At 43.5% G+C, this 18,456-nt stretch carries 22 protein-coding genes and 1 tRNA gene; 11 read left to right on the top strand and 12 right to left on the bottom strand.

From position 1 onward, the window contains the following. Positions 1–34: 34 nt before the first annotated feature. Complete coding sequence (locus LAY41_RS06390; RefSeq protein ID WP_249095439.1) at positions 35–1,342, bottom strand: hypothetical protein; 1,308 nt, start codon at positions 1,340–1,342, stop codon at positions 35–37. A gap of 133 nt (positions 1,343–1,475) precedes the next feature. Between LAY41_RS06390 and LAY41_RS06385 the strand changes: the two genes are divergently transcribed. After that, a complete protein-coding gene (locus LAY41_RS06385; protein ID WP_249095437.1) occupies positions 1,476–2,948 on the top strand; it encodes a cyclic nucleotide-binding domain-containing protein in 1,473 nt (490 codons plus the stop codon). A 447-nt stretch (positions 2,949–3,395) separates the two neighbouring features. Next, positions 3,396–3,845 (top strand): ATP-binding protein, encoded by a 450-nt coding sequence (locus tag LAY41_RS06380; RefSeq protein WP_249095435.1) that lies wholly within the window; start codon positions 3,396–3,398, stop codon positions 3,843–3,845. A gap of 18 nt (positions 3,846–3,863) precedes the next feature. On the opposite strand, the gene LAY41_RS06375 is transcribed toward LAY41_RS06380, so the two are convergent. Continuing rightward, positions 3,864–4,151 (bottom strand): DUF6439 family protein, encoded by a 288-nt coding sequence (locus tag LAY41_RS06375; RefSeq protein ID WP_249095433.1) that lies wholly within the window; start codon positions 4,149–4,151, stop codon positions 3,864–3,866. Positions 4,152–4,188: 37 nt separating this feature from the next. On the opposite strand from LAY41_RS06375, the gene LAY41_RS06370 reads away from it, so the two are divergent. From LAY41_RS06370 to LAY41_RS06355, 4 genes are all read left to right on the top strand, one after another. Beyond that, positions 4,189–4,569 carry a sll0565 family protein gene (locus LAY41_RS06370; RefSeq protein WP_249095431.1) on the top strand — a complete coding sequence of 127 codons (381 nt, stop codon included), beginning with the start codon at positions 4,189–4,191 and terminating at the stop codon, positions 4,567–4,569. A 77-nt stretch (positions 4,570–4,646) separates the two neighbouring features. After that, the gene (gene asnS, locus LAY41_RS06365) at positions 4,647–6,035 is read left to right on the top strand and encodes an asparagine--tRNA ligase (protein WP_249095429.1); all 1,389 of its coding nucleotides are present in this window, start codon (positions 4,647–4,649) and stop codon (positions 6,033–6,035) included. A gap of 7 nt (positions 6,036–6,042) precedes the next feature. Beyond that, on the top strand, positions 6,043–7,320 hold the full coding sequence (locus LAY41_RS06360; RefSeq protein ID WP_249095427.1) for an alpha-L-fucosidase: 1,278 nt from the start codon (positions 6,043–6,045) through the stop codon (positions 7,318–7,320). Positions 7,321–7,403: 83 nt separating this feature from the next. Then, positions 7,404–7,925 (top strand): DUF29 family protein, encoded by a 522-nt coding sequence (locus LAY41_RS06355; protein ID WP_249095425.1) that lies wholly within the window; start codon positions 7,404–7,406, stop codon positions 7,923–7,925. 14 nt (positions 7,926–7,939) lie between these two features. On the opposite strand, the gene LAY41_RS06350 is transcribed toward LAY41_RS06355, so the two are convergent. Beyond that, the gene (locus LAY41_RS06350) at positions 7,940–8,587 is read right to left on the bottom strand and encodes a Uma2 family endonuclease (protein ID WP_249095423.1); all 648 of its coding nucleotides are present in this window, start codon (positions 8,585–8,587) and stop codon (positions 7,940–7,942) included. Positions 8,588–8,752: 165 nt separating this feature from the next. On the opposite strand from LAY41_RS06350, the gene LAY41_RS06345 reads away from it, so the two are divergent. Continuing rightward, a complete protein-coding gene (locus tag LAY41_RS06345) occupies positions 8,753–8,941 on the top strand; it encodes a hypothetical protein (RefSeq protein WP_249095420.1) in 189 nt (62 codons plus the stop codon). A 39-nt stretch (positions 8,942–8,980) separates the two neighbouring features. Next, on the top strand, positions 8,981–9,160 hold the full coding sequence (locus LAY41_RS06340) for a hypothetical protein (RefSeq protein WP_249095419.1): 180 nt from the start codon (positions 8,981–8,983) through the stop codon (positions 9,158–9,160). Between the two features lie 60 nt (positions 9,161–9,220). On the opposite strand, the gene LAY41_RS06335 is transcribed toward LAY41_RS06340, so the two are convergent. From LAY41_RS06335 to LAY41_RS06320, 4 genes are all read right to left on the bottom strand, one after another. Then, the gene (locus LAY41_RS06335) at positions 9,221–9,463 is read right to left on the bottom strand and encodes a type II toxin-antitoxin system PemK/MazF family toxin (protein WP_249095417.1); all 243 of its coding nucleotides are present in this window, start codon (positions 9,461–9,463) and stop codon (positions 9,221–9,223) included. A gap of 103 nt (positions 9,464–9,566) precedes the next feature. Further along, positions 9,567–9,752 carry a hypothetical protein gene (locus tag LAY41_RS06330; protein ID WP_249095415.1) on the bottom strand — a complete coding sequence of 62 codons (186 nt, stop codon included), beginning with the start codon at positions 9,750–9,752 and terminating at the stop codon, positions 9,567–9,569. 9 nt (positions 9,753–9,761) lie between these two features. Then, positions 9,762–10,037 (bottom strand): hypothetical protein, encoded by a 276-nt coding sequence (locus tag LAY41_RS06325; RefSeq protein ID WP_249095413.1) that lies wholly within the window; start codon positions 10,035–10,037, stop codon positions 9,762–9,764. Continuing rightward, complete coding sequence (locus tag LAY41_RS06320; RefSeq protein WP_249095411.1) at positions 10,034–10,300, bottom strand: hypothetical protein; 267 nt, start codon at positions 10,298–10,300, stop codon at positions 10,034–10,036. The genes LAY41_RS06325 and LAY41_RS06320 overlap by 4 nt, the downstream gene beginning before the upstream one ends. Here LAY41_RS06320 and LAY41_RS06315 point away from each other — a divergent pair. Continuing rightward, complete coding sequence (locus tag LAY41_RS06315; protein WP_249095409.1) at positions 10,299–11,072, top strand: transposase; 774 nt, start codon at positions 10,299–10,301, stop codon at positions 11,070–11,072. The genes LAY41_RS06320 and LAY41_RS06315 overlap by 2 nt on opposite strands. A gap of 63 nt (positions 11,073–11,135) precedes the next feature. On the opposite strand, the gene LAY41_RS06310 is transcribed toward LAY41_RS06315, so the two are convergent. From LAY41_RS06310 to LAY41_RS06295, 4 genes are all read right to left on the bottom strand, one after another. Continuing rightward, positions 11,136–12,503: a serine/threonine-protein kinase gene (locus tag LAY41_RS06310; protein WP_249095407.1), complete on the bottom strand. Its 1,368-nt coding sequence runs from the start codon at positions 12,501–12,503 to the stop codon at positions 11,136–11,138. Between the two features lie 167 nt (positions 12,504–12,670). Next, a complete protein-coding gene (locus tag LAY41_RS06305) occupies positions 12,671–13,105 on the bottom strand; it encodes a hypothetical protein (protein WP_249095404.1) in 435 nt (144 codons plus the stop codon). A 273-nt stretch (positions 13,106–13,378) separates the two neighbouring features. Beyond that, complete coding sequence (gene topA, locus LAY41_RS06300) at positions 13,379–15,865, bottom strand: type I DNA topoisomerase (RefSeq protein ID WP_249095402.1); 2,487 nt, start codon at positions 15,863–15,865, stop codon at positions 13,379–13,381. A 176-nt stretch (positions 15,866–16,041) separates the two neighbouring features. After that, entirely contained in the window at positions 16,042–16,668 is a 627-nt protein-coding gene (locus tag LAY41_RS06295; protein WP_249095400.1) for a class I SAM-dependent methyltransferase, read from the bottom strand. Between LAY41_RS06295 and LAY41_RS32195 the strand changes: the two genes are divergently transcribed. Next, positions 16,656–16,778, top strand: a complete 123-nt coding sequence (locus LAY41_RS32195; RefSeq protein WP_275973942.1) for a hypothetical protein — start codon at positions 16,656–16,658, stop codon at positions 16,776–16,778. The genes LAY41_RS06295 and LAY41_RS32195 overlap by 13 nt on opposite strands. A 4-nt stretch (positions 16,779–16,782) precedes the next feature. Here the strand turns inward: LAY41_RS32195 and LAY41_RS06290 are convergent. Further along, positions 16,783–16,855: transfer RNA gene (locus LAY41_RS06290), tRNA-Thr, on the bottom strand. Between the two features lie 150 nt (positions 16,856–17,005). Between LAY41_RS06290 and LAY41_RS06285 the strand changes: the two genes are divergently transcribed. Continuing rightward, on the top strand, positions 17,006–18,328 hold the full coding sequence (locus LAY41_RS06285; protein ID WP_338022944.1) for a 3-isopropylmalate dehydratase large subunit: 1,323 nt from the start codon (positions 17,006–17,008) through the stop codon (positions 18,326–18,328). The last annotated feature ends 128 nt before the right edge of the window (positions 18,329–18,456 follow it).

Here is an 18,456-nt window from a genome sequence, read left to right as displayed (position 1 = left end):
TTACGGGTATGGTTTTTTCGGTTTTTTTGGTTTTTTAAGAGTCGGAGTCTTTCAGACGCCTCTGCCATTCGGCATCGATTTGCTCTTGATGTTCGAGCTCCTGCTCCAGCAAATCGGTTTCTGTAGTGTAAACCAAATCTTTGCGATCGATCACTTTTTCTGCCGCAAATTGGCGAGCGTAAGCAATTTTTTTCTGTAGTTCTGGACTGGGTTGCTTTAGTTGCATAGTTCTTGCTTGCCGCTGTTGATTGCGAAAGTCGATCTTGCTGTTGCGCCACTGAATCCAAAAGTAGCGAATTAAAGGTACTGTGAGGAAAGCTATACCGTAGCCCAGCAAAAGCCAGTAAATTGACTGAACAAAGCCGACGAGTCCCCCTAATTGCGCCGCAACGGTTCCACCAGCCAACAAGTTACCCAGAACCAAGCCACCGATTAAATTGATAGCACCCAATCCAATTGAGAGGATATTTTGTCCGGAACTGGCGCTACTAAAACGCCAGGACAACTCTTGCAGATAAGCAGGTATTGGTTGTTGATGCTGCTGGGCAGCTGTTACCTGCAAATCGGGAAAGCGATACACCATTTGTCCATCGGGACTGACTTCGGGATATCCGTTAAATCTAGTCAGCACCGGCAGCATATAGTCTTCGTACTCTCGCGAGTATCCCCCGCCGATGTCGTCTAGATAGGGCGCGATTTGTTCTGCGACTACAGATCCCCGGTTGTTGCGAATGGCAGTACCGATTTCTTGCCAGCGGCGTTCTTCTAGATTGGCATTGGGATTGCCATCGCCAAACAGGAATGAGAAGATGGCTTCCAGAAAATTCAGCTGGGGTTTTTCCCGCCGTCGATGTTGGTATTGGGGAGTGTCGTAGTCGGGATAGAAAACCCAGAACCAATCGGGAGCAAACCAGTAGTAGGGTAAGAAGAGTGTGCCGCCGCCGTTGTCGCTGCTGGGGGAGTCGTCGCTGTCGCGACTGGAATTGAGGGAGATGAGGATAATTGCGATCGCTACAAAGATTAAAACGATCGAAGCCAGCAAGACTATCCCAAAGCTAATCCGGATCAGGTAAAACAAAACCTTCCAGATCTTTTCCCACCATTCTTGTAGCCGCAACCGCAAAAACTTGTTTCGCAAAATCGCCCGAAAATTCTGGGGAAACTGGTAAGCAATTTCCCCAGATTCTGCCACCTGCAAATGTCCGCCAGCGTCGGATGCTAGCGCTAGTAATCCTTGCTGAGCTACATTTAGGTCTAGTCCTGCTTTTGCCGCCACATCCCCTAAGGTAACGCGGTAGCCCAGCTGTTCGACAGCTTGCATAATGTTGGGATTTGCAGCCATAGCTTCCCTCGGACGGAATTTGTCTCTCTACCTTCAGTATAGATTTATTCAAATTTCCCGCTGGCAAAGCCGGGAGTTTTGCCGCATTCGCTTGGAAGTGACGAGAATCGATAACATTTTATACGGATAAATTATGAATTGGATTTCCCAGGGCGGACAGCAAATTTACACAAGCTTATCCAGGCTATTTACGACTGAGCTTTTTAAGATCGGGGAAAAATCTCTCTCTCTGAGTTCGATTATATCGCTGATTTTGTTAGGTTTGGCAGTTTTCTTCGTTTCCCGATCTCTCAGCGAGTGGATTAAGAAAAGGCTGCTGGTGCGCTTGAAACTGGATCGGGGAAGTCGAGAAGCGATCGCTACTGTCATCGGTTATTTCTTCGCCGCCTTGGGTTGTTTGATCGTGCTGCAAACCGCAGGCATTGACCTCAGTTCTTTGACTGTATTAGCTGGAGTTTTGGGAATTGGATTTGGCTTTGGGCTGCAAAATTTAGCCAGTAACTTTATCAGCGGACTGACGCTACTGGTGGAACAACCGATTAAAGTCGGAGATTTTGTCGAGGTTGATGGCTTATTAGGAACTGTAGAAAATATTTCTATCCGTTCTACGATTGTCCGTACTATCGACGGCGTGTTTGTGATCGTTCCTAATATCCGTTTTGTCGAAAATAATATTATTAACTGGAGTTATCGAGATCCGAAATGCTGTATCCATATCCCCGTCGGGGTTGCCTATGGCAGTGACACTGTATCGGTCACAGAGGCACTTTTGGCTGCCGCTCGTATGGAGTCTGGAGTCTTATCTTATCCTTCTCCTAAAGTATGGTTTAAAAGTTTTGGGGATAGTTGTTTAAATTTTGAATTGTTGGTTTGGATAGACGAACCTCCAAATAGCGATCCAATTAAAAGTGCCTTAAACTTTCATATTGAGCATGAATTACGCCACCGCCACATCAAAACCCCTTTCCCGCAGCGTGAACTGTCGATTAAAAATATAGAACAGTTAAATACGCTGGTTAATAAAAGTAGCGATACTGAAGTTACCGATGGCAAAGAACCTTCCCAAAAAACCGTACCATCTGAACCAATTCATCCAGTTTCCAAGTCACCCAGTAACTTGACTCTCCGCGATTTGTTGCGGCGGGTGACTTACTTTGAGTCTTGCAAGGACTTAGAACTGCGGCAATTGATTGAATACGGGTATCGACAGTTGTTTCCAGCAGGGCAGGTTGTGTGTCTAGAAAATGAACCAGGAGATTCATTTTACATTATTTTGACAGGTTCTGTAGAAGTTTTTTCTGAGCGGGCACAGAAGTATATCGCAACGCTTCACGATGGGGAGTTTTTTGGCGAGATGTCTTTGCTGTTGGGAATTCCCCGCTCAGCAACGGTTCGCACTTTGTCAGATACGATACTTTTTGTTGTCGATCGCAATGATTTACAGAAATTATTGCAAGAGCATCGGGATTTAGCAGATCAAATAGCCCAAACCTTATCTCAACGTCAGCAGGCTCTGCGAGACTTGGGCTTATTGACGGAAGATGGTTTGGAGGAGAACCCTTTTATCTGGATACGCAAACGCATTCAAAGCCTCTTTGGTATTTGATCGGGCCAGGGGGAAGAATGGGGCTAGGGATTAGGGGCTAGGGGCTAGGGGAGAAGATTTCTTTCTTGAAATTAAATCTAAAATCTAAAATCTAAAATTCCCCTCTAGCCCCCACTGGTTTTTTAAGAATGTTTCGATACAATAGAAAATAGGTAGGTATGACCCCCACCGAGAAACTATACACCTGTAGAGGTGAAATGATGGCTATTGCTCAAGCTATCGATTGTCAAAATCTCGGATGGGAATGCTCACCTAGTGGGATCGAAGCAAACTTAGGCATCATACAAGAAAATGCACAAAAATGATTGCAATGTAGGTGGCAAAGCCTAGTTATGAACCCATTAGACCTGAGAAAAAGCTTATAACCAAATACAATGCAACGATCGCAAGGATGGAAGCTGTGCAAAAACTTCAGTATGTCCACCTGAAAGCGAGGGGGTCTTCAGAGTGATTGCTATTTCAAGGCGTCCGGTTGGGCGCTGCTGGGCTACGATTAGCTTTGCCTCGACTCTCTACCTTTGTCCGATTCTGGATCTGCTTGTGGCTGAAATCCCTGACCAATGGCAAGCAGAAGTACGACTGGGATTACAGGAAGCTTTGGTGAATGCTGCCAAGCATGGGAATAAGCTAGATCCTAGTAAAACAGTTGTAGTGCGATTTGCAATGCTTGCAGATCACTATTGGTGGGTGATTTCAGACCAAGGAGCGGGATTTAGCTCTTGTTGTCTTTCTCAAGTCGATCCCGATGGGCATTTGCCTCCCGAAGAGTCTGAATGCGGCAGAGGTTTGTATATTCTATACAAAGTTTTTGAGCAAGTGGTTTGGAACCCTGACGGAACAGAGTTGAGTCTATGCAAGCAGATTAAGAGCCGGTACAGACTACCCCTGTTTCGCTAGGGGAAGATCCTTCCCTGCTCAAGAGATCTCCTTTTGACTGTGCGTAGGACAGGGAGGCGCTGAAATTGAGCGATCGATCCAGCCTGATGCTTGGTTTAATCTTAGCAGGGCTTCTTCTGGCTTATCGTTAAGCAGAAAGACGATCGCACCGGCTGCTTGCTCGCTAGCACGCGCTTTGCGGTTAGATTTAAGGCGGTGCCAGTCGTTCGGGGTGATGGTGAGCCGCTCCATGAGCGCTTGAGCTAGTTCCAGGGTACTAAGCTCTTTTAGGATATCGGTTTTCAGAAGCTGGGTCGGTTCGGGCATACTGAAGTCACACTCGCATTTACTCTTACTCTACTTTATGAAGCCCGATCGAGAATCTGACCAGCGATCCCCAGACCAATCGGAAGAGTTTGAACGAGAATTTGTGCAAGGGTTGGAGGAAGTAGACCGATCGCTCCAAGCCCTCAAGGAACGCTATGCTCAAGTACAACAGGATAAACAGCGACAGGTTGAATTAAAACATCGCTATGAGGAAGTGCGACAACAACGGCGTACCAACCGATCCCCGGAACTAAGCCGAGAGTTGCAGGAAATTAAACAGCAGTTGGAAGTGTTGGAAGTTAACTTAGAAAGCAGTCTTTTCTCTTGGAGTAGCCTGAAGGAGCCTTTTTGGATGGCTGTCCGCTTTGGGGGGATGGGGATCGCGATCGGCTGGCTGCTAAAATCTTGTAGTGGCTAAAGTGAAGCATATTTCTTGCCATCTGTCTGCCTAGTTTTGGTTAATCCAAAATCCAAAATCCAAAATCCAAAATCGATATGACTCGACGTATTGCCGATTTACTCAAAAATGGCCAACCTGATGAATCTGTGAAAGTTCAAGGTTGGGTTCGCACGAAACGGGAATTGAAAGAGTTTACCTTTGTGGAGGTAAATGATGGTTCTTCTCTGGCGAACTTGCAAGTGGTGCTGAATCAGGATTTGCCAGATTATGCTACAATGCTCAAGCAGTTGAACACGGGCGCATCTCTGGAAGTTGAGGGAGTGCTGGTGTCGTCTCCAGCGAAGGGACAGCGAATCGAGTTGAAGGCGTCGGCGGTAAAGGTTTATGGTGAAGCCGATCCCGAAACTTATCCGCTACAAAAGAAAAGGCACTCGTTTGAGTTTTTGCGGGAAATTGGACATTTGCGATCGCGCACTAATTCTTTTGGTGCGGTTTTCCGCGTCCGCAATGCCTGTGCAACGGCAATTCATCAGTTTTTTCAAGAACGCGGTTTTATCTGGGTTCATGCCCCCATTATCACCGCTAGCGATTGCGAAGGCGCGGGAGAAATGTTCGCTGTTACGAGTTTGGATTTGAAGGATGTTCCCCGCACGGAAAAGCAAGAAGTTGATTATAGCAAAGACTTTTTTGGACGCCCCGCTTATTTAACTGTCAGCGGACAATTGGAAGCTGAAGTGATGGCGATGGCTTTTAGTAATGTTTATACATTTGGGCCGACTTTCCGGGCTGAAAATTCTAATACTTCCCGTCATTTGGCAGAGTTTTGGATGGTGGAACCTGAGATTGCTTTCTGCGACTTGGAAGGAGATATGGATTTGGCTGAGGAGTTTCTGAAATATATCTTTAAATATGTCTTGGATAACTGCCCGGAAGATATGGAGTTTTTCAATCAGCGGATTGATAATTCCGTTTTAGCTACGGCTGAAAATATTATCAATAATGAGTTTGAGCGGTTGACATATACGGATGCGATCGCGCTTTTGGAAAAAGCTGATAAAAAGTTTGAATATCCAGTCAGTTGGGGATTAGATTTACAATCAGAACACGAACGTTACCTAGCTGAAGAACTGTTCAAAAAGCCTGTGATTGTCACCGATTATCCCGCCAAAATTAAAGCTTTTTATATGCGTCTCAACGATGACGAAAAAACAGTGCGGGCGATGGATATTTTGGCTCCCAAAATCGGCGAAATTATTGGTGGTTCGCAACGGGAAGAACGTCTGGAAATGCTACAGCGGCGAATTGAAAGTATGGGCATAAATGCCACAGATTTATGGTGGTATTTGGATTTACGCCGCTATGGTACAGTTCCTCACGCCGGGTTTGGTTTGGGATTTGAAAGATTGGTACAATTTATGACGGGAATGGGGAATATTCGGGATGTGATTCCTTTCCCGCGTGCGCCGTTGAGTGTGGAATTTTAAGCGAAAAATGCCTGATAAAAATTGGTTCGATACTGCTCGTTTTGGGATGTTCGTGCATTGGGGACATAGCAGCCAACGCGGTTGTGAGTTATCCTGGCCTTTAGTCGGAGGTGCGTTCAGTCTTCCCTATTCCCAAAATATCCCGGTAGAGGAATATCACAGTACCGCATCAACTTTTAATCCCCAGAATTATAACCCGCAGGAGTGGGCGAAGTTTGCGAAATGCTTGGGTATGCAATATGCGATTTTGACGGCGAAACATCATGATGGTTTTGCCATGTTTCATACCCAGGTATCTGACTTTTCAATTCAGCGATCGCCCTACGGTAAAGATATTGTAGGGGAATTTGTGGACGCCATGCGATCGGCTGGTTTGCGAGTTGGTTTATACTTCTCTTTAATAGATTGGCATCACCCCGATTATCCTGCTTTCACCGAAGCTGATAAACCATACATTTTTGGGCAATATCGTCAACCCAATCCCGCACAATGGCAACGGTTTATTGATTTTATGTTTAACCAAGTGCGGGAATTATTGACAAATTATGGTAAAATAGATATAATTTGGTTTGATGGTAGTTGGGAACGCACGCCGGAACAATGGCAAGCCAAAGAATTAGGTGAAATGGTGCGATCGTTACAGCCAGAAATTTTAATTAACGATCGCTTACCGGGCTGCGGTGACTTCGATACGCCAGAACAATTTATTCCTCCCCAACCGCCGCTTTGTGCTTGGGAAACCTGCATGACAATTAATGAAAGTTGGGGTTATAACTCAAACGATAAAAGTTTTAAATCACCTCGGCGCATAATTCATACTTTGTGTGAAGTAGCTGGCAAAGGTGGCAATTTGCTGTTGAATGTTAGCCCAATGGGTGATGGCAAAATTCAACTAGAATTGCTGGGAAGATTGGCAGAGGTAGAAAACTGGATTGGTGACAATGAAGAGAGTATTATCGGTACAGAACCTGGATTAGAACCTTGGCAATTTTATGGCCCTTCCACCCGCCGAGGAAATAGAATTTACCTACATTTATTGATGAAACCTTATGATAGCATTGACCTGCGGGGAGTGCCTATTAAAAGAGTAAAATCCGTGCAGGTTTTGGGTAGTGGGATGGAACTTTCTTATACTACTCGTTGCGCGATTATGGATTCGCTGTTAAATGGCGATCCGATTGGTGAGTTAATAATTAAAGTGCCAGAAATAGCGATCGATCCTTACGCTACGGTAATTGCGATTGATTTCGGGGTAGGAAATGAAAGTGCGAGCGCACTTTCATAAAATAAGCTTTTTGCCATTTGCTCACCACAATTTTTAGCTATACTTAGCTTATTGGAAACCAGCCGGGGAGGTCGGTATCAATTATGACTCAGGAATTAATTGATTTAAGAGCGAGTATCCTGGAAGGACGCTATGAAGACGCTTTGGCAATTGTAGACGAACTAGATTGGATGAGTAAAAAAGGGACGCTACGGTATATTAAATCGTTTCTTCTCAGGATGCTGATTCATTTGATTAAAAACCAACTGGAACAGCGGTTAACTAATTCTTGGGCGGCTTCTATTCGCGGTTCGATTATCGAAATTAAAGACTTGAATCTGCAAGATAATAAAACTTCCTATTACGTCAAACAAAATGAATGGGATACAATGCTGGAAAATACGCTAGAACAGGCAATTCGCGATGCGAGTGTAGAAGTGTTCAATGGTAATTACACTTCATTTCAACTATCTGAGATGGTAGATAGAAATCGGGTAATTATCACGGCTAAAAGTCTGTTATATTTGACATATTATCACTCGATTAAGGAGTTAGCCGCAGTGGTAGATGATTATTTAACTCAGTTACCTGGGGGTGAGGATTGGCAATTTGGCAGACAAAGATAGGAAAGTTATTAATTTTATAATTGCTGAAATTGCGTTAACAACCAAGCGCCTACTTGTGTTTGATCCTCATCGCGACTGCGCCGTAAAGCTTCCTCTAACAAAGAAATTTGCAATCCCGGTAAAATCTCTGACTCAGTAATCCGCCTACTGCCATTATTGGCGATAATAGCAAAAGCAATAATTAGTGCTTTTTGTACGTCTACTACCCAATATTCCCTAACTTCTAACTCTTCGTAAAGTAATCGTTTCTCCCCTAGATCGTCAGCTAAACTTGTATCGGCGACTTCGATCGCTAAATCGGGCGGTGCAACATTATCAAGATTGGCTATAGCGCTTCCTGTTGGCGCAAATTGCGATCGCTCTCCAATATAGTAAGATATATCTGGTTGAGCTTCTCTTACACCAGTTTTCTGGTAGCTACCGTTGGTTAAACCTTTGACAGGAATACCTTTGATTGTACATAATAGGTTGACAGCAAAGATGATAATTGTATTATCGCTGGCGTGATTTGGCCCAATTCCCATTGTTTCAATCCTCATTTCTCCGTTGCGGTAGTAGCACTTGGCTTTTTTGTAAGCTGGATCTTCACAAGTCTGGATAAATTCATCCCAACTCGCTACAACCCAGGTGTCAGTTGCTACTTTTGTCTGTAGTGTATTCATAAGATTACCTCTTTTATAACATTATAGGCGATCGCACTTTCTATTATGAAAAAGAAAAAAGAGCGATACGGCTAACGCCACGCTTCGCGATCGCGCTTTGTGCCAGTTTTCATCAATATGGCTTAACATATATTTTATAGACGTTCGATCGGAGAACACTTACTTATGACAAATACTACAGTAAAAGATAAAGTTCTCAAGGCGGTAGAGGAAATGTCGCAAGACGTTACTTTTGAGGAAGTGATGGAACGCCTGTACTTTTTATACAAAGTTGAACAAGGTTTAAAGCAAGTCGAGACTGGTGATATTATTTCCCATCCAGAAGCTAAAAAGCGGATTAAGAAATGGCAATAATAAACTGGACAACTCACGGTTTAATTCTACACAAAGCCAATGGCTTCGCTTACAGCCCGCCAGCGAATCAATTCGCTGGCTAATAGCGTAAGTCCACTTCAGTGGACTGAATTCTACTCTTCCAGTCCATTTAAATGGACTTTCGCTATTAGCCTCAGACTTGAGTCTGAGGCGGGTGATGGCGACAGTCGATCGGCGATCGAGAGCTACTTTTCATAAAATGATTATCCCTTGTTTTATAATCTCCAATCAATAATATCGCTCTGCGAAAAATTGTCTTCAGGTGTCGTCCGCAGATATGTTAAGAGATTTTTTCAAAGCCTCTTTTACTAGCGTCTCAAGATCTGATGGCAATATTTCTAATCGCTTTTGAAATACCGATTCATTTACAGTTGCAATTTTATCAGCCCTAATCAAAGATTGTTTTTGAAGACCAGTTTGCGAAAATTCTTGATGTGTTTCTTCAACTAACACCCAAGTATCCCTTAACTCACCCACAGGTACTTTTGTGAAAATACCCAAAATGATGAATTTCTATCTATGAACTGCTAAAATAAGAGCAGGTCTGAGTTTTGTGGAAGTGAGATCGCTAAATGGAAACCGTACTAACCAAATTTCTGTAAGCTTAGGCTTCGTCATTGTAAATATCTTCCTCTGGATCGTTCCATTCCTCAAAACCTGTTTCTGCTAACTGCATCATCGTCAGATTTCCCACTTTTTCCTCCATATCTGCCATCAGTGCGACAATTTCTGCGACAGGTAGCTGGAAAATCATTTCTTTGATTTCTTCCTTAGTTAAATTCGATGACATAACGGTATTTTACCCTAAAGTTTCAGTTTCAAGTAAGTCACTCAAACAATTAACGATCACTTCTCGATCGGGAAAACGAGCTTTAATAATTAACTCACCACCCATAACTGAAATCATCTCTCGTAAATGATTAATATAGAGATCGGTTTGTTTTTCTAAAAACGCTTGCTGTAATTCATTTAAGGCTATTTCTTGCTTGAGTTTGGCTGTTTTTTGAGCAATTCTAGCTTTTCTTTCGGGTGAAATATTATCGATGAGTTGGTTAAATTTATGATGTCCTGTCATAATAAATCCTCTTCCTCATCGGGTAATGTTTCAATTTCATCGCCAATTAAATCGGGTAAATCTTCTGTATGTACGTGCAAGTGAGAAACAGCGCCAGTTAGTTCGGCTAGAATATCGCCTTTTTGGTCATCTGTTAAATTAGGTAACTTTAGCTGCGTTAGCAGAAATAGCACTGTTTCGCATTCTTCTGCTAATTCGTTTAACAAAACTGATAGAGTAGAATTTATCTTTGATTGTGTCTCGATTTTTGAAACCATCATCATGCCTCGCCAACCACGTCAGCTACAATCAGGATACTCCTACCATGTTACCACTCGCTGCAATAACCGCGAGTTTCGCCTCACTCGAATAGAATGTCGGGAAGTACTCCTTTTCGCCATTAAAAAAGCGCAGCAGAAGTATGGGTTTAAACTCTATGCTCTCTGTATTATGAGCAATCACGTCCATTATTTGCTAGAACCAGCAAAACCAGAAGATTTACCCAAAATCATGCACTGGTTGAATTGGTATACTGCGATGTGCTTTAATAGAATGTTGAATCGCACGGGGCATTTTTGGGAAAAGCGCTATCACTCTACGGGTTTTGCGAATACCGATAAGCGTCGCGCTCTGAATACTTTACGCTATATTCATGCTAATCCGAAAGCGGCGGGAATGCAGCAGGGATTTTTCTATGATTTCAGCAATTATGGCATTCACGATAGATTAGGTAATGATGGGATTACCCAATGGCATCCCGCTTTTTTGTCTCTGGGTAAGACGCTGGATGAATGCGCCGCTAAATATCGCGGTTTCTGTAAAAAATATCGCCCTCTGCCAAAATCAGACAAGAAAAATCATTGGGGTAGTCGTCTGCTGGCGGGAATGAAAATTAAAGCCAAGTCGAAAAAATCCTCCCCCGGACAGATGTGCTTTCCTTGGGGTGAGTGGGAAGCTACTGACCCGGAAATTGCTGCTGTCGCAGAAACGTTCATTCAGGCTAATTCCTATTTTCCTTCCTCCGTGCCAGGTATCGGAAAGCCAGAACCCTCATAGCTTCGTGGAAATTCCCTCTGTTGTAAATCTTAATAATTTTCGGAAAGCTTTATAGGCTACACTTTACAAGTCTCGACGCGAGAGAAGAGACTGCACGTGCGACCGCGCCACCACGAGCAGCCAACGGGAGATGCCCCAGTGGGGCACACAAGGGAGATGCCCCACTGGGGCATTTAGGGAGAAGGTGTATTCAGATGGGTACTTTTTCCATTCGTCTTTTTTAATCTCTAACCAGCCTACGCGATCGCAGAACTTCTTGAAAATTTCCAAACTCCACTCACCTGGTTTACCCCCCACACTTTCCCAGATGCGCTTCTGCACCGAAAAGCCAAAGCGCCCCTTACTGTATTTTACCCAAAGTTGGTCGATAGTACGCAAATCCGTACAAGGAAAATTATCGATACTTTCCCCGCACAGCCAACCTTCTTTTTCCCTTCCCGCCACCTTCAGCATCACCTTAAGTGTTTCCTCATCCGCCTCTTTCCAGCTTCCCCCCTTCAATAAATCTCGCAACTTCCGATAATCTATTCCTTTATCCGAACTTAAATCATCTGCCTCAATTTGACTCAATAACTTCAACCAACTTTGCACCGTCTGAGGACGTTTTTGGGGTAACAACTCCATTCCCCAAACAATAGCATTATGCAATTCATCGCTCAAACTCGGTACAATCTGCTTAATTGGTTTTAAAGGTGCATTAATCGCCCTAAATACAGCAGAAGTTGGCAGCGTACCTGTGACTAAATGATAAAGTGTTGCGGCTAAAGCATAAACATCAGTATAATCTTTTGGTTCTGCTAATGTAGGATCGAATTGCTCAGGCGCTCCATAACAGATAGTACCACTGATTGTATGAGTTGAATGAGTTGGAGTGAAATCTCGCGCAATGCCAAAATCAATTAACACTGCTTCGGAATTACTAGCGCGTAAAATTATATTACTCGGTTTGACATCTCGATGCAGCAAACCTTCGCCATGTATCGCAGTCATTGCATTACCAATTTGCTGAATATAGCGCACCGCTTCTGCTTCGGGTATTGCACCTCGCTTTTCCACCAACTCCTCTAAATTAGTTCCCTCGATATATTCCATCAAAATGCAGCATAAGGAAATACTAGCAGGTTGGGAACCAAAGGGAAATAAGCGATTACCGGCATTATTTTGGATCGGATTTTCTTGCAGTAACTTATAAATTTTAACAATATGAGGATGATTTTTAAATTGCGCTAACCGTAGCGCCTCATTCATAAAATCTTCATGCAGTTTAGCAAAATTCGGTTCGGCAATTGCCTTATCGTTGAGAGTTTTCAGGGCGAATTGTCGCCCATTTTCATCTCTGACGCGATAGGTGATGCCAAAACCCCCTTGTCCCACCACTCCCCGGATGGTATACTTACCATCTTTTAGTGTATCCCCTCTGTTCCAAGCCATAGCGCGTAAGGTCGAGACTGCCTAGTTTAATTATGGCATAAACTCAGAAACCCGGTTTCTTGGAGAAACCGGGTTTCTGGCGCGTACCCGGAAGTTAGAAACCCGGTTTTTCCAAAAAACCGGGTTTCTGGCGTCTACCCCAAATTTCTTTTCCAGGCGCACCTTTGTCACAATGCTTTAAGAGGTTCCGCCTCTCTATCTCTTTTTAATTGTTCGATTGTCATCCCTCTACAAACAGCTTCAATCCTGTTATCGCCACCAATATCAAAAAATAGATGAATCCACTCTTGAGGGGGAAGACAGAGATTTTCTAACCAAGGTGAAGGAGTGATTTTACCCCAACCTATAATTGTACCAAGATTAGCAGGTAATTTATCTATAAAATCGGCATTAGGATTGAGCTTTACATCAAGACGAATGCAAGATTTTAATATCAAATTTAACGGTTGGTCAGCGCTAGCTACTCGTAAAGAAGTATTATTTGGTTTTAGTTGCCAATAGTAGTTAAAATTGAGGATATAATCATTGGGTAATTGCCACCCCATTGAGAGTAATTCGGCTTCGGTAAAGTCGTATTCTTGCCAAATTTCTTCAAAATTCATAATGTCGCTTGGGGTTGGGTTAAGGGAGCAAAATAAAGTGCGTTTCTTGACGAGTTCCAGGTTTTCCTAATACGTTTGTGATATTTGAAGGTACGTTGTTGCGCTTTAGCGCTAAAGCGCAACAACGTACCTTTTTTAAGATGCGAGTTGCGTAAGTCCTGTTCAAGTAGCTTTTGGATTTTTTTTACCACAGATATCCACAGATGAACACAGATGAACACAGATGTAGATGTGGATTTATGGTGTATCAAATTGTATTTGACTCTTATTATCTCAGAAGTTTTTCTTTTGAGACCTTGAACTACCTTTCGATTTTATCTCCCCAAAAGTTGGCGACCACCAATGCTTTTGCGTAGTCCACCAAAACGCTACTTCCTTACAACCATCTTTCCGATTCTCAGCATTAGAACACCTCAACATTGTTTTAGTTTCGCCACTTTTCTTATCAGTATAATTATGCTTTTCCATAGGTAAACTACAAACTGGACAAGGAAACTCACTTAAATCTTTTGTCTCAGGTGTTTTAGCTGCACGTTCCGCATAAGGTAACTCGTATTGCTTAGTTTTATCATTCAAAAACATCACCGCGCCGCATCCATTTTGGCGCTTATCGCAACTGAGGAAATGTCCGGCTTTTACTTTCTCCGATTTGGTTGGCACTTTCACCATCAATTTGCTGCATTTTGGACATAAAATTTCTGTCATTTCAGCAAATGATTTCTTATTCTCACTTCCAGAATTAGCGGTTGTTTTACGTCGCCTTCCTGTCGCCTTTGTTGGTGAAATATCTGAAGTTGCGCGCGTCTTCTTTTGCTTGACTATCTCATTCTCATTTCCCAATATTTCCGCTAAAGCATCAGCAGTTGTTTTGCGTTGCTTGACCGTCGCCTTTGTTGGTGAAATATCTGAAGTTGCGCGAGTCTTCTTTTGCTTGACTACCTCATTCTCATTCCCCAATATTTCCGCTAAAGCATCAGATTTGGTTTTGCGTCCCTTCCCAGTCGTCTTCGCTGGTGCAAAATTATGGGAATTAGCGGTAGCAGTATACCCCTTCACCGCTTGAATTGCTTGCTTTAAAGCGGGATCGAAATATTCTCGATTCCAACTGGTAAGCCATTTTTCCCAATTCTGCTTTCCATCTGCAATAACATCTAATTGCGATTCCATCTGCGCGGTAAATTCGGCTGCAATTAAATCGGGTAAAACCTTTGCTAAAAAATCATCCAATTCCATACCCAGGGAAGTTGGCTGCAATTTACTTTTAGTTAATTGTACGTATTCCCGCTCTTTCAAAGTTTTAATTGTAGGCGAATAAGTACTCGGTCTACCTATTCCCTTGCGTTCCATCAATTGTACTAATTTTGCTTCTGTATAACGAGGGGGTGGTTGTGTTTGTTTCTGCTCAGAATTAGCTGATTTTAAGTTAACTTTTTGTCCTTCTACCACAGTTGGTAATTGCACATCATCGCTGATATTATTCCAGTAGCGGGTATAACCTGGAAAAATCAGCACTTGTCCTCTCGCTTCCCAAAAAATATCCGCAGATTGGGTAATTATGCGCGTTTTTGCTATTTGCGCGGGACGACATTGGGATGCAACTGCTCGATTCCAAATTAACTCGTAAAGGTTAGCTTCGTCAGCACTTAGTTGAGTTTGTAATTGTGCGGGAAGTCGATTTACATTGGTGGGACGAATTGCTTCGTGTGCTTCTTGCGCTCCTTGTTTGGAACGATGTCTAGTTGTTTTATCTGGTACGTTTTCCGGGTCATTTGCTTGTAAATACTTTTGCACCGCATCACAAAATTGCTCGGATAATACTACCGAGTCGGTTCGCATATAAGTGATATGACCAGCTTCGTAAAGTGACTGGGCAATTTTCATTGTTTGCTCTGGACTTTTCCGCAGTTTTGCACCAGCAGCTTGTTGCAGAGTAGAGGTAATAAATGGTGCGGGAGGCGATTGATTTACGGTTTTCTTTTCAATTTTAATTATACCATGCGGATTGGCTTTGGCAATGGCAACCAATCTATCTGCTTCGGCTTGAGTTTTTACTTTGTCGGATTCTGGTTTTGTGTCATTTTTACCAGCATCATCTGGTTCGTAATTATCATCTTTAGCTGTTTTTAAACTAGCGCGATAAAAAGCTTTGAATCCTTCTTTATATTCTACCCAAACTGACCAGTAATCTTCAGGGACAAAGGCAATAATTTCTTTCTCTCTTTGACAGATTAGATGAAGAGTGGCGCTTTGCACTCTTCCCATCGATTTAGCACCATTTTTGAGTTGCCAAACTAAATGTTTACTACCTTTATAACCAACTAATTTATCGAGACAATCTCTCGCTCTCCCGGCGGCGATTAAGTTTAGATCGAGGGTGCGCGGTTTTGCGATCGCACTCATCACCGCTGTTTTAGTAATCTCGGTATAAGTAACTCTTTTCGGCTGTTTTAATCGCAGTTCTTGTGCTAAATGCCAACCTATTGTTTCCCCTTCCCGATCGGGGTCGGTAGCAATATAAATATCTGTTGATTGCTTGACAGCTTGACGCAATTCGCTGAGGACTTTGTGACTGCGATCGCCTCTTATTTCATAGCGACAATTTATGCGATCGCCTTCCAAGTCAAATCCTAGCGAATCTTCCCCATCCTGCGCTAGTTCTCGGATATGACCCATGCTAGCTTTGACAATCCAATCCGCACCCAGAATTTGGCTTAATTTTTTCGATTTACCCGGTGATTCTATGAGTAACAGCTTTTTCATTTGATTGTCTATTACTTCAGTCTATTTTATTTTACTATGATTTTTCTGGGTGGGCATCAATTTTAATATTTTTTTCACCGCAGATGTAAGCAGATAAACGCAGATGTACGCAGATTGGGAAAATATCTAAAAGTAGTTTTAACATATATACAGTAACGATACTATCAAACCCGCTCTTATTTTTTCCTAGCAACTATGTGAAAAATATGCCAGTGCTTCGGTTCCAACAAAGCGGTTTTGCCATCTGACTCTTCTTCGTTAAAAACTTCTATTTCAAAAGAGTCAAGCAACTTTTCTACCTGTGCGCGGGTGTGGTGCGTGTTAGTAGGAATTTTTGCCCAATCGTCTCTATCGCCAAACAATTGACCGCAAAAACGACCACCAGGACGAATACTTTGCACAATTTCATCCCAAAATTCAAGAAAATATTCTGGCGGACAAAATGGTAGGGAAAAACTCGCATTAACCAAATCTGCTGTCCTCCAACTAACTTCGTGAAATTTAGCTAATTTAGTTTCCAATAATTCTACATTTTGCAAATCTGGACGCGCCAACATCTGCTCAAAAGCTTCTGGGTGTCCGTCAATCGCCAAAACTCGCCAATCTCGTCGCAGCAGTTCGATCGCATCCCGACCTTCCCCACATCCCAAGTCTACCGCGAAGCGTCCCGTTTTACCCGGTTCCTCACTATCGAAGCGTTCCAAAGCTGTCAGCAAGGTATTGCGCGGAACTCTACCCGCCACAGCTTGATAGTACTGCGGCCATTTTTCGTCAAAACTCTGGAATTGAGGTGATTCTGACATATAAGGGTAAGAGCGACACCGATGGAAAATCTCAAGGGCCGATCGCTATTATACATTTGGCGATCGCACTCGAAGATCTCCAAGCTCGATCGCCATTTATGTCTTCTTAAAGCAAGCTGGTGACAGGATTTGAACCTGCGACAGGTTGATTACAAATCAACTACTCTACCAACTGAGTTACACCAGCAACGATACACAATATAACAAAATATCGGTCATATCCGCAACCATGACTGACAATTTTATATTTCTCGGCATTCTAGCCATTAGGTAGCATAGTTTATAGCCAGCTGATTAAAAAAATAGCGCCAGCAGCATCAAAGCAGGAGAACGCATTATGGGGATGACCCTCACTGAGAAAATTTTGGCACGCGCCGCCAAGCGGTCTGTCGTTGAACCGGGGGAAAATATCTGGGTTGACGTTGACGTACTGATGACCCACGATGTATGTGGCCCAGGAACGATCGGCGTTTTCAAGCGCGAATTTGGTGCGGATGCCAAAGTTTGGGATAAGGAAAAAATCGTTCTAATTCCCGACCACTACATCTTCACCGCCGACGAACGCGCTAACCGCAACGTGGATATCCTGCGTGATTTTGCGAAGGAGCAGAGTATCAAATATTTCTACGATATCATCGATCGCTCCAACTTCAAAGCTAACCCAGATTACAAAGGCGTCTGTCATATAGCCCTCGCCCAAGAAGGTCACACTCGACCCGGCGAAGTGCTTTTTGGCACTGACTCTCACACTTGCAACGCTGGTGCTTTCGGTCAGTTTGCTTCCGGGATCGGCAACACCGACGCCGCCTTCATCATGGGAACTGGTAAACTTTTGATCAAAGTGCCAGCAACCATGCAGTTTGTCCTTGATGGCGAAATGCCTTCTTACTTGTCGGCAAAAGATTTGATCCTGCAAATCATTGGGGATATCTCGGTTTCCGGTGCTAACTATCGCACAATGGAATTTGCGGGTAGCACTGTGCAACGGATGTCGATGGAAGAGAGGATGACGCTGTGCAATATGGCGATCGAAGCTGGCGGTAAAAATGGTACAGTGGCCGCAGATGAGACTACCTTTGATTATCTGCGCGATCGCACCAACAAACCCTTCCAAGCAGTTTACACCGACCCCGACGCCAAATTCTACAGCCAACATCACTACGATGTCAGCAAACTAGAACCCGTCGTTGCCAAACCCCACTCCCCAGACAACCGCGCCTTAGCACGAGAATGTCGCGATGTCAAGACCGATCGCGTTTATATTGGTTCTTGCACAGGTGGCAAAACCTCTGATTTTATGAACGCCGCTGAGATTATCAAGGGTCGCAAGGTCAAAGTTCCCACTTATTTAGTGCCTGCTACTCAGAAAGTCTATGAAGATTTGTTTACCCAGAAATATGATGGGCAAACCTTATCTGAGATTTTCTTAGAAGCTGGTTGCATCGAACCTGCTGCACCTTCTTGCGCCGCTTGTTTGGGTGGGCCAAAAGATACCTTCGGTCGCATGAACGAACCAGAAGTTTGCGTTTCTACAACTAATCGTAACTTCCCCGGACGGATGGGGAATAAACAAGCGCAAATTTATCTCGCTTCGCCATATACAGCAGCAGCTTCGGCGTTGACTGGATATGTCACCGATCCCAGGGAATTTTTGAGTTAAAACGTAGGGTGGGCATTGCCCACCTTACCTTACAACCCACAAGTGAGCAAAAAAATGTTGCAATCATTAGAAGGCATTTACCGCAACGGCAAAACTGAAACTCGTTATAAATTCTGGCTTCCGATGAT

Source organism: Argonema galeatum A003/A1, assembly GCF_023333595.1.
In the GTDB taxonomy this organism is placed as follows: domain Bacteria; phylum Cyanobacteriota; class Cyanobacteriia; order Cyanobacteriales; family Aerosakkonemataceae; genus Argonema; species Argonema galeatum.
The sequence above is the reverse complement of the archived record's forward strand: the minus strand, read 5'-3'. Positions and strand labels throughout refer to the sequence as shown.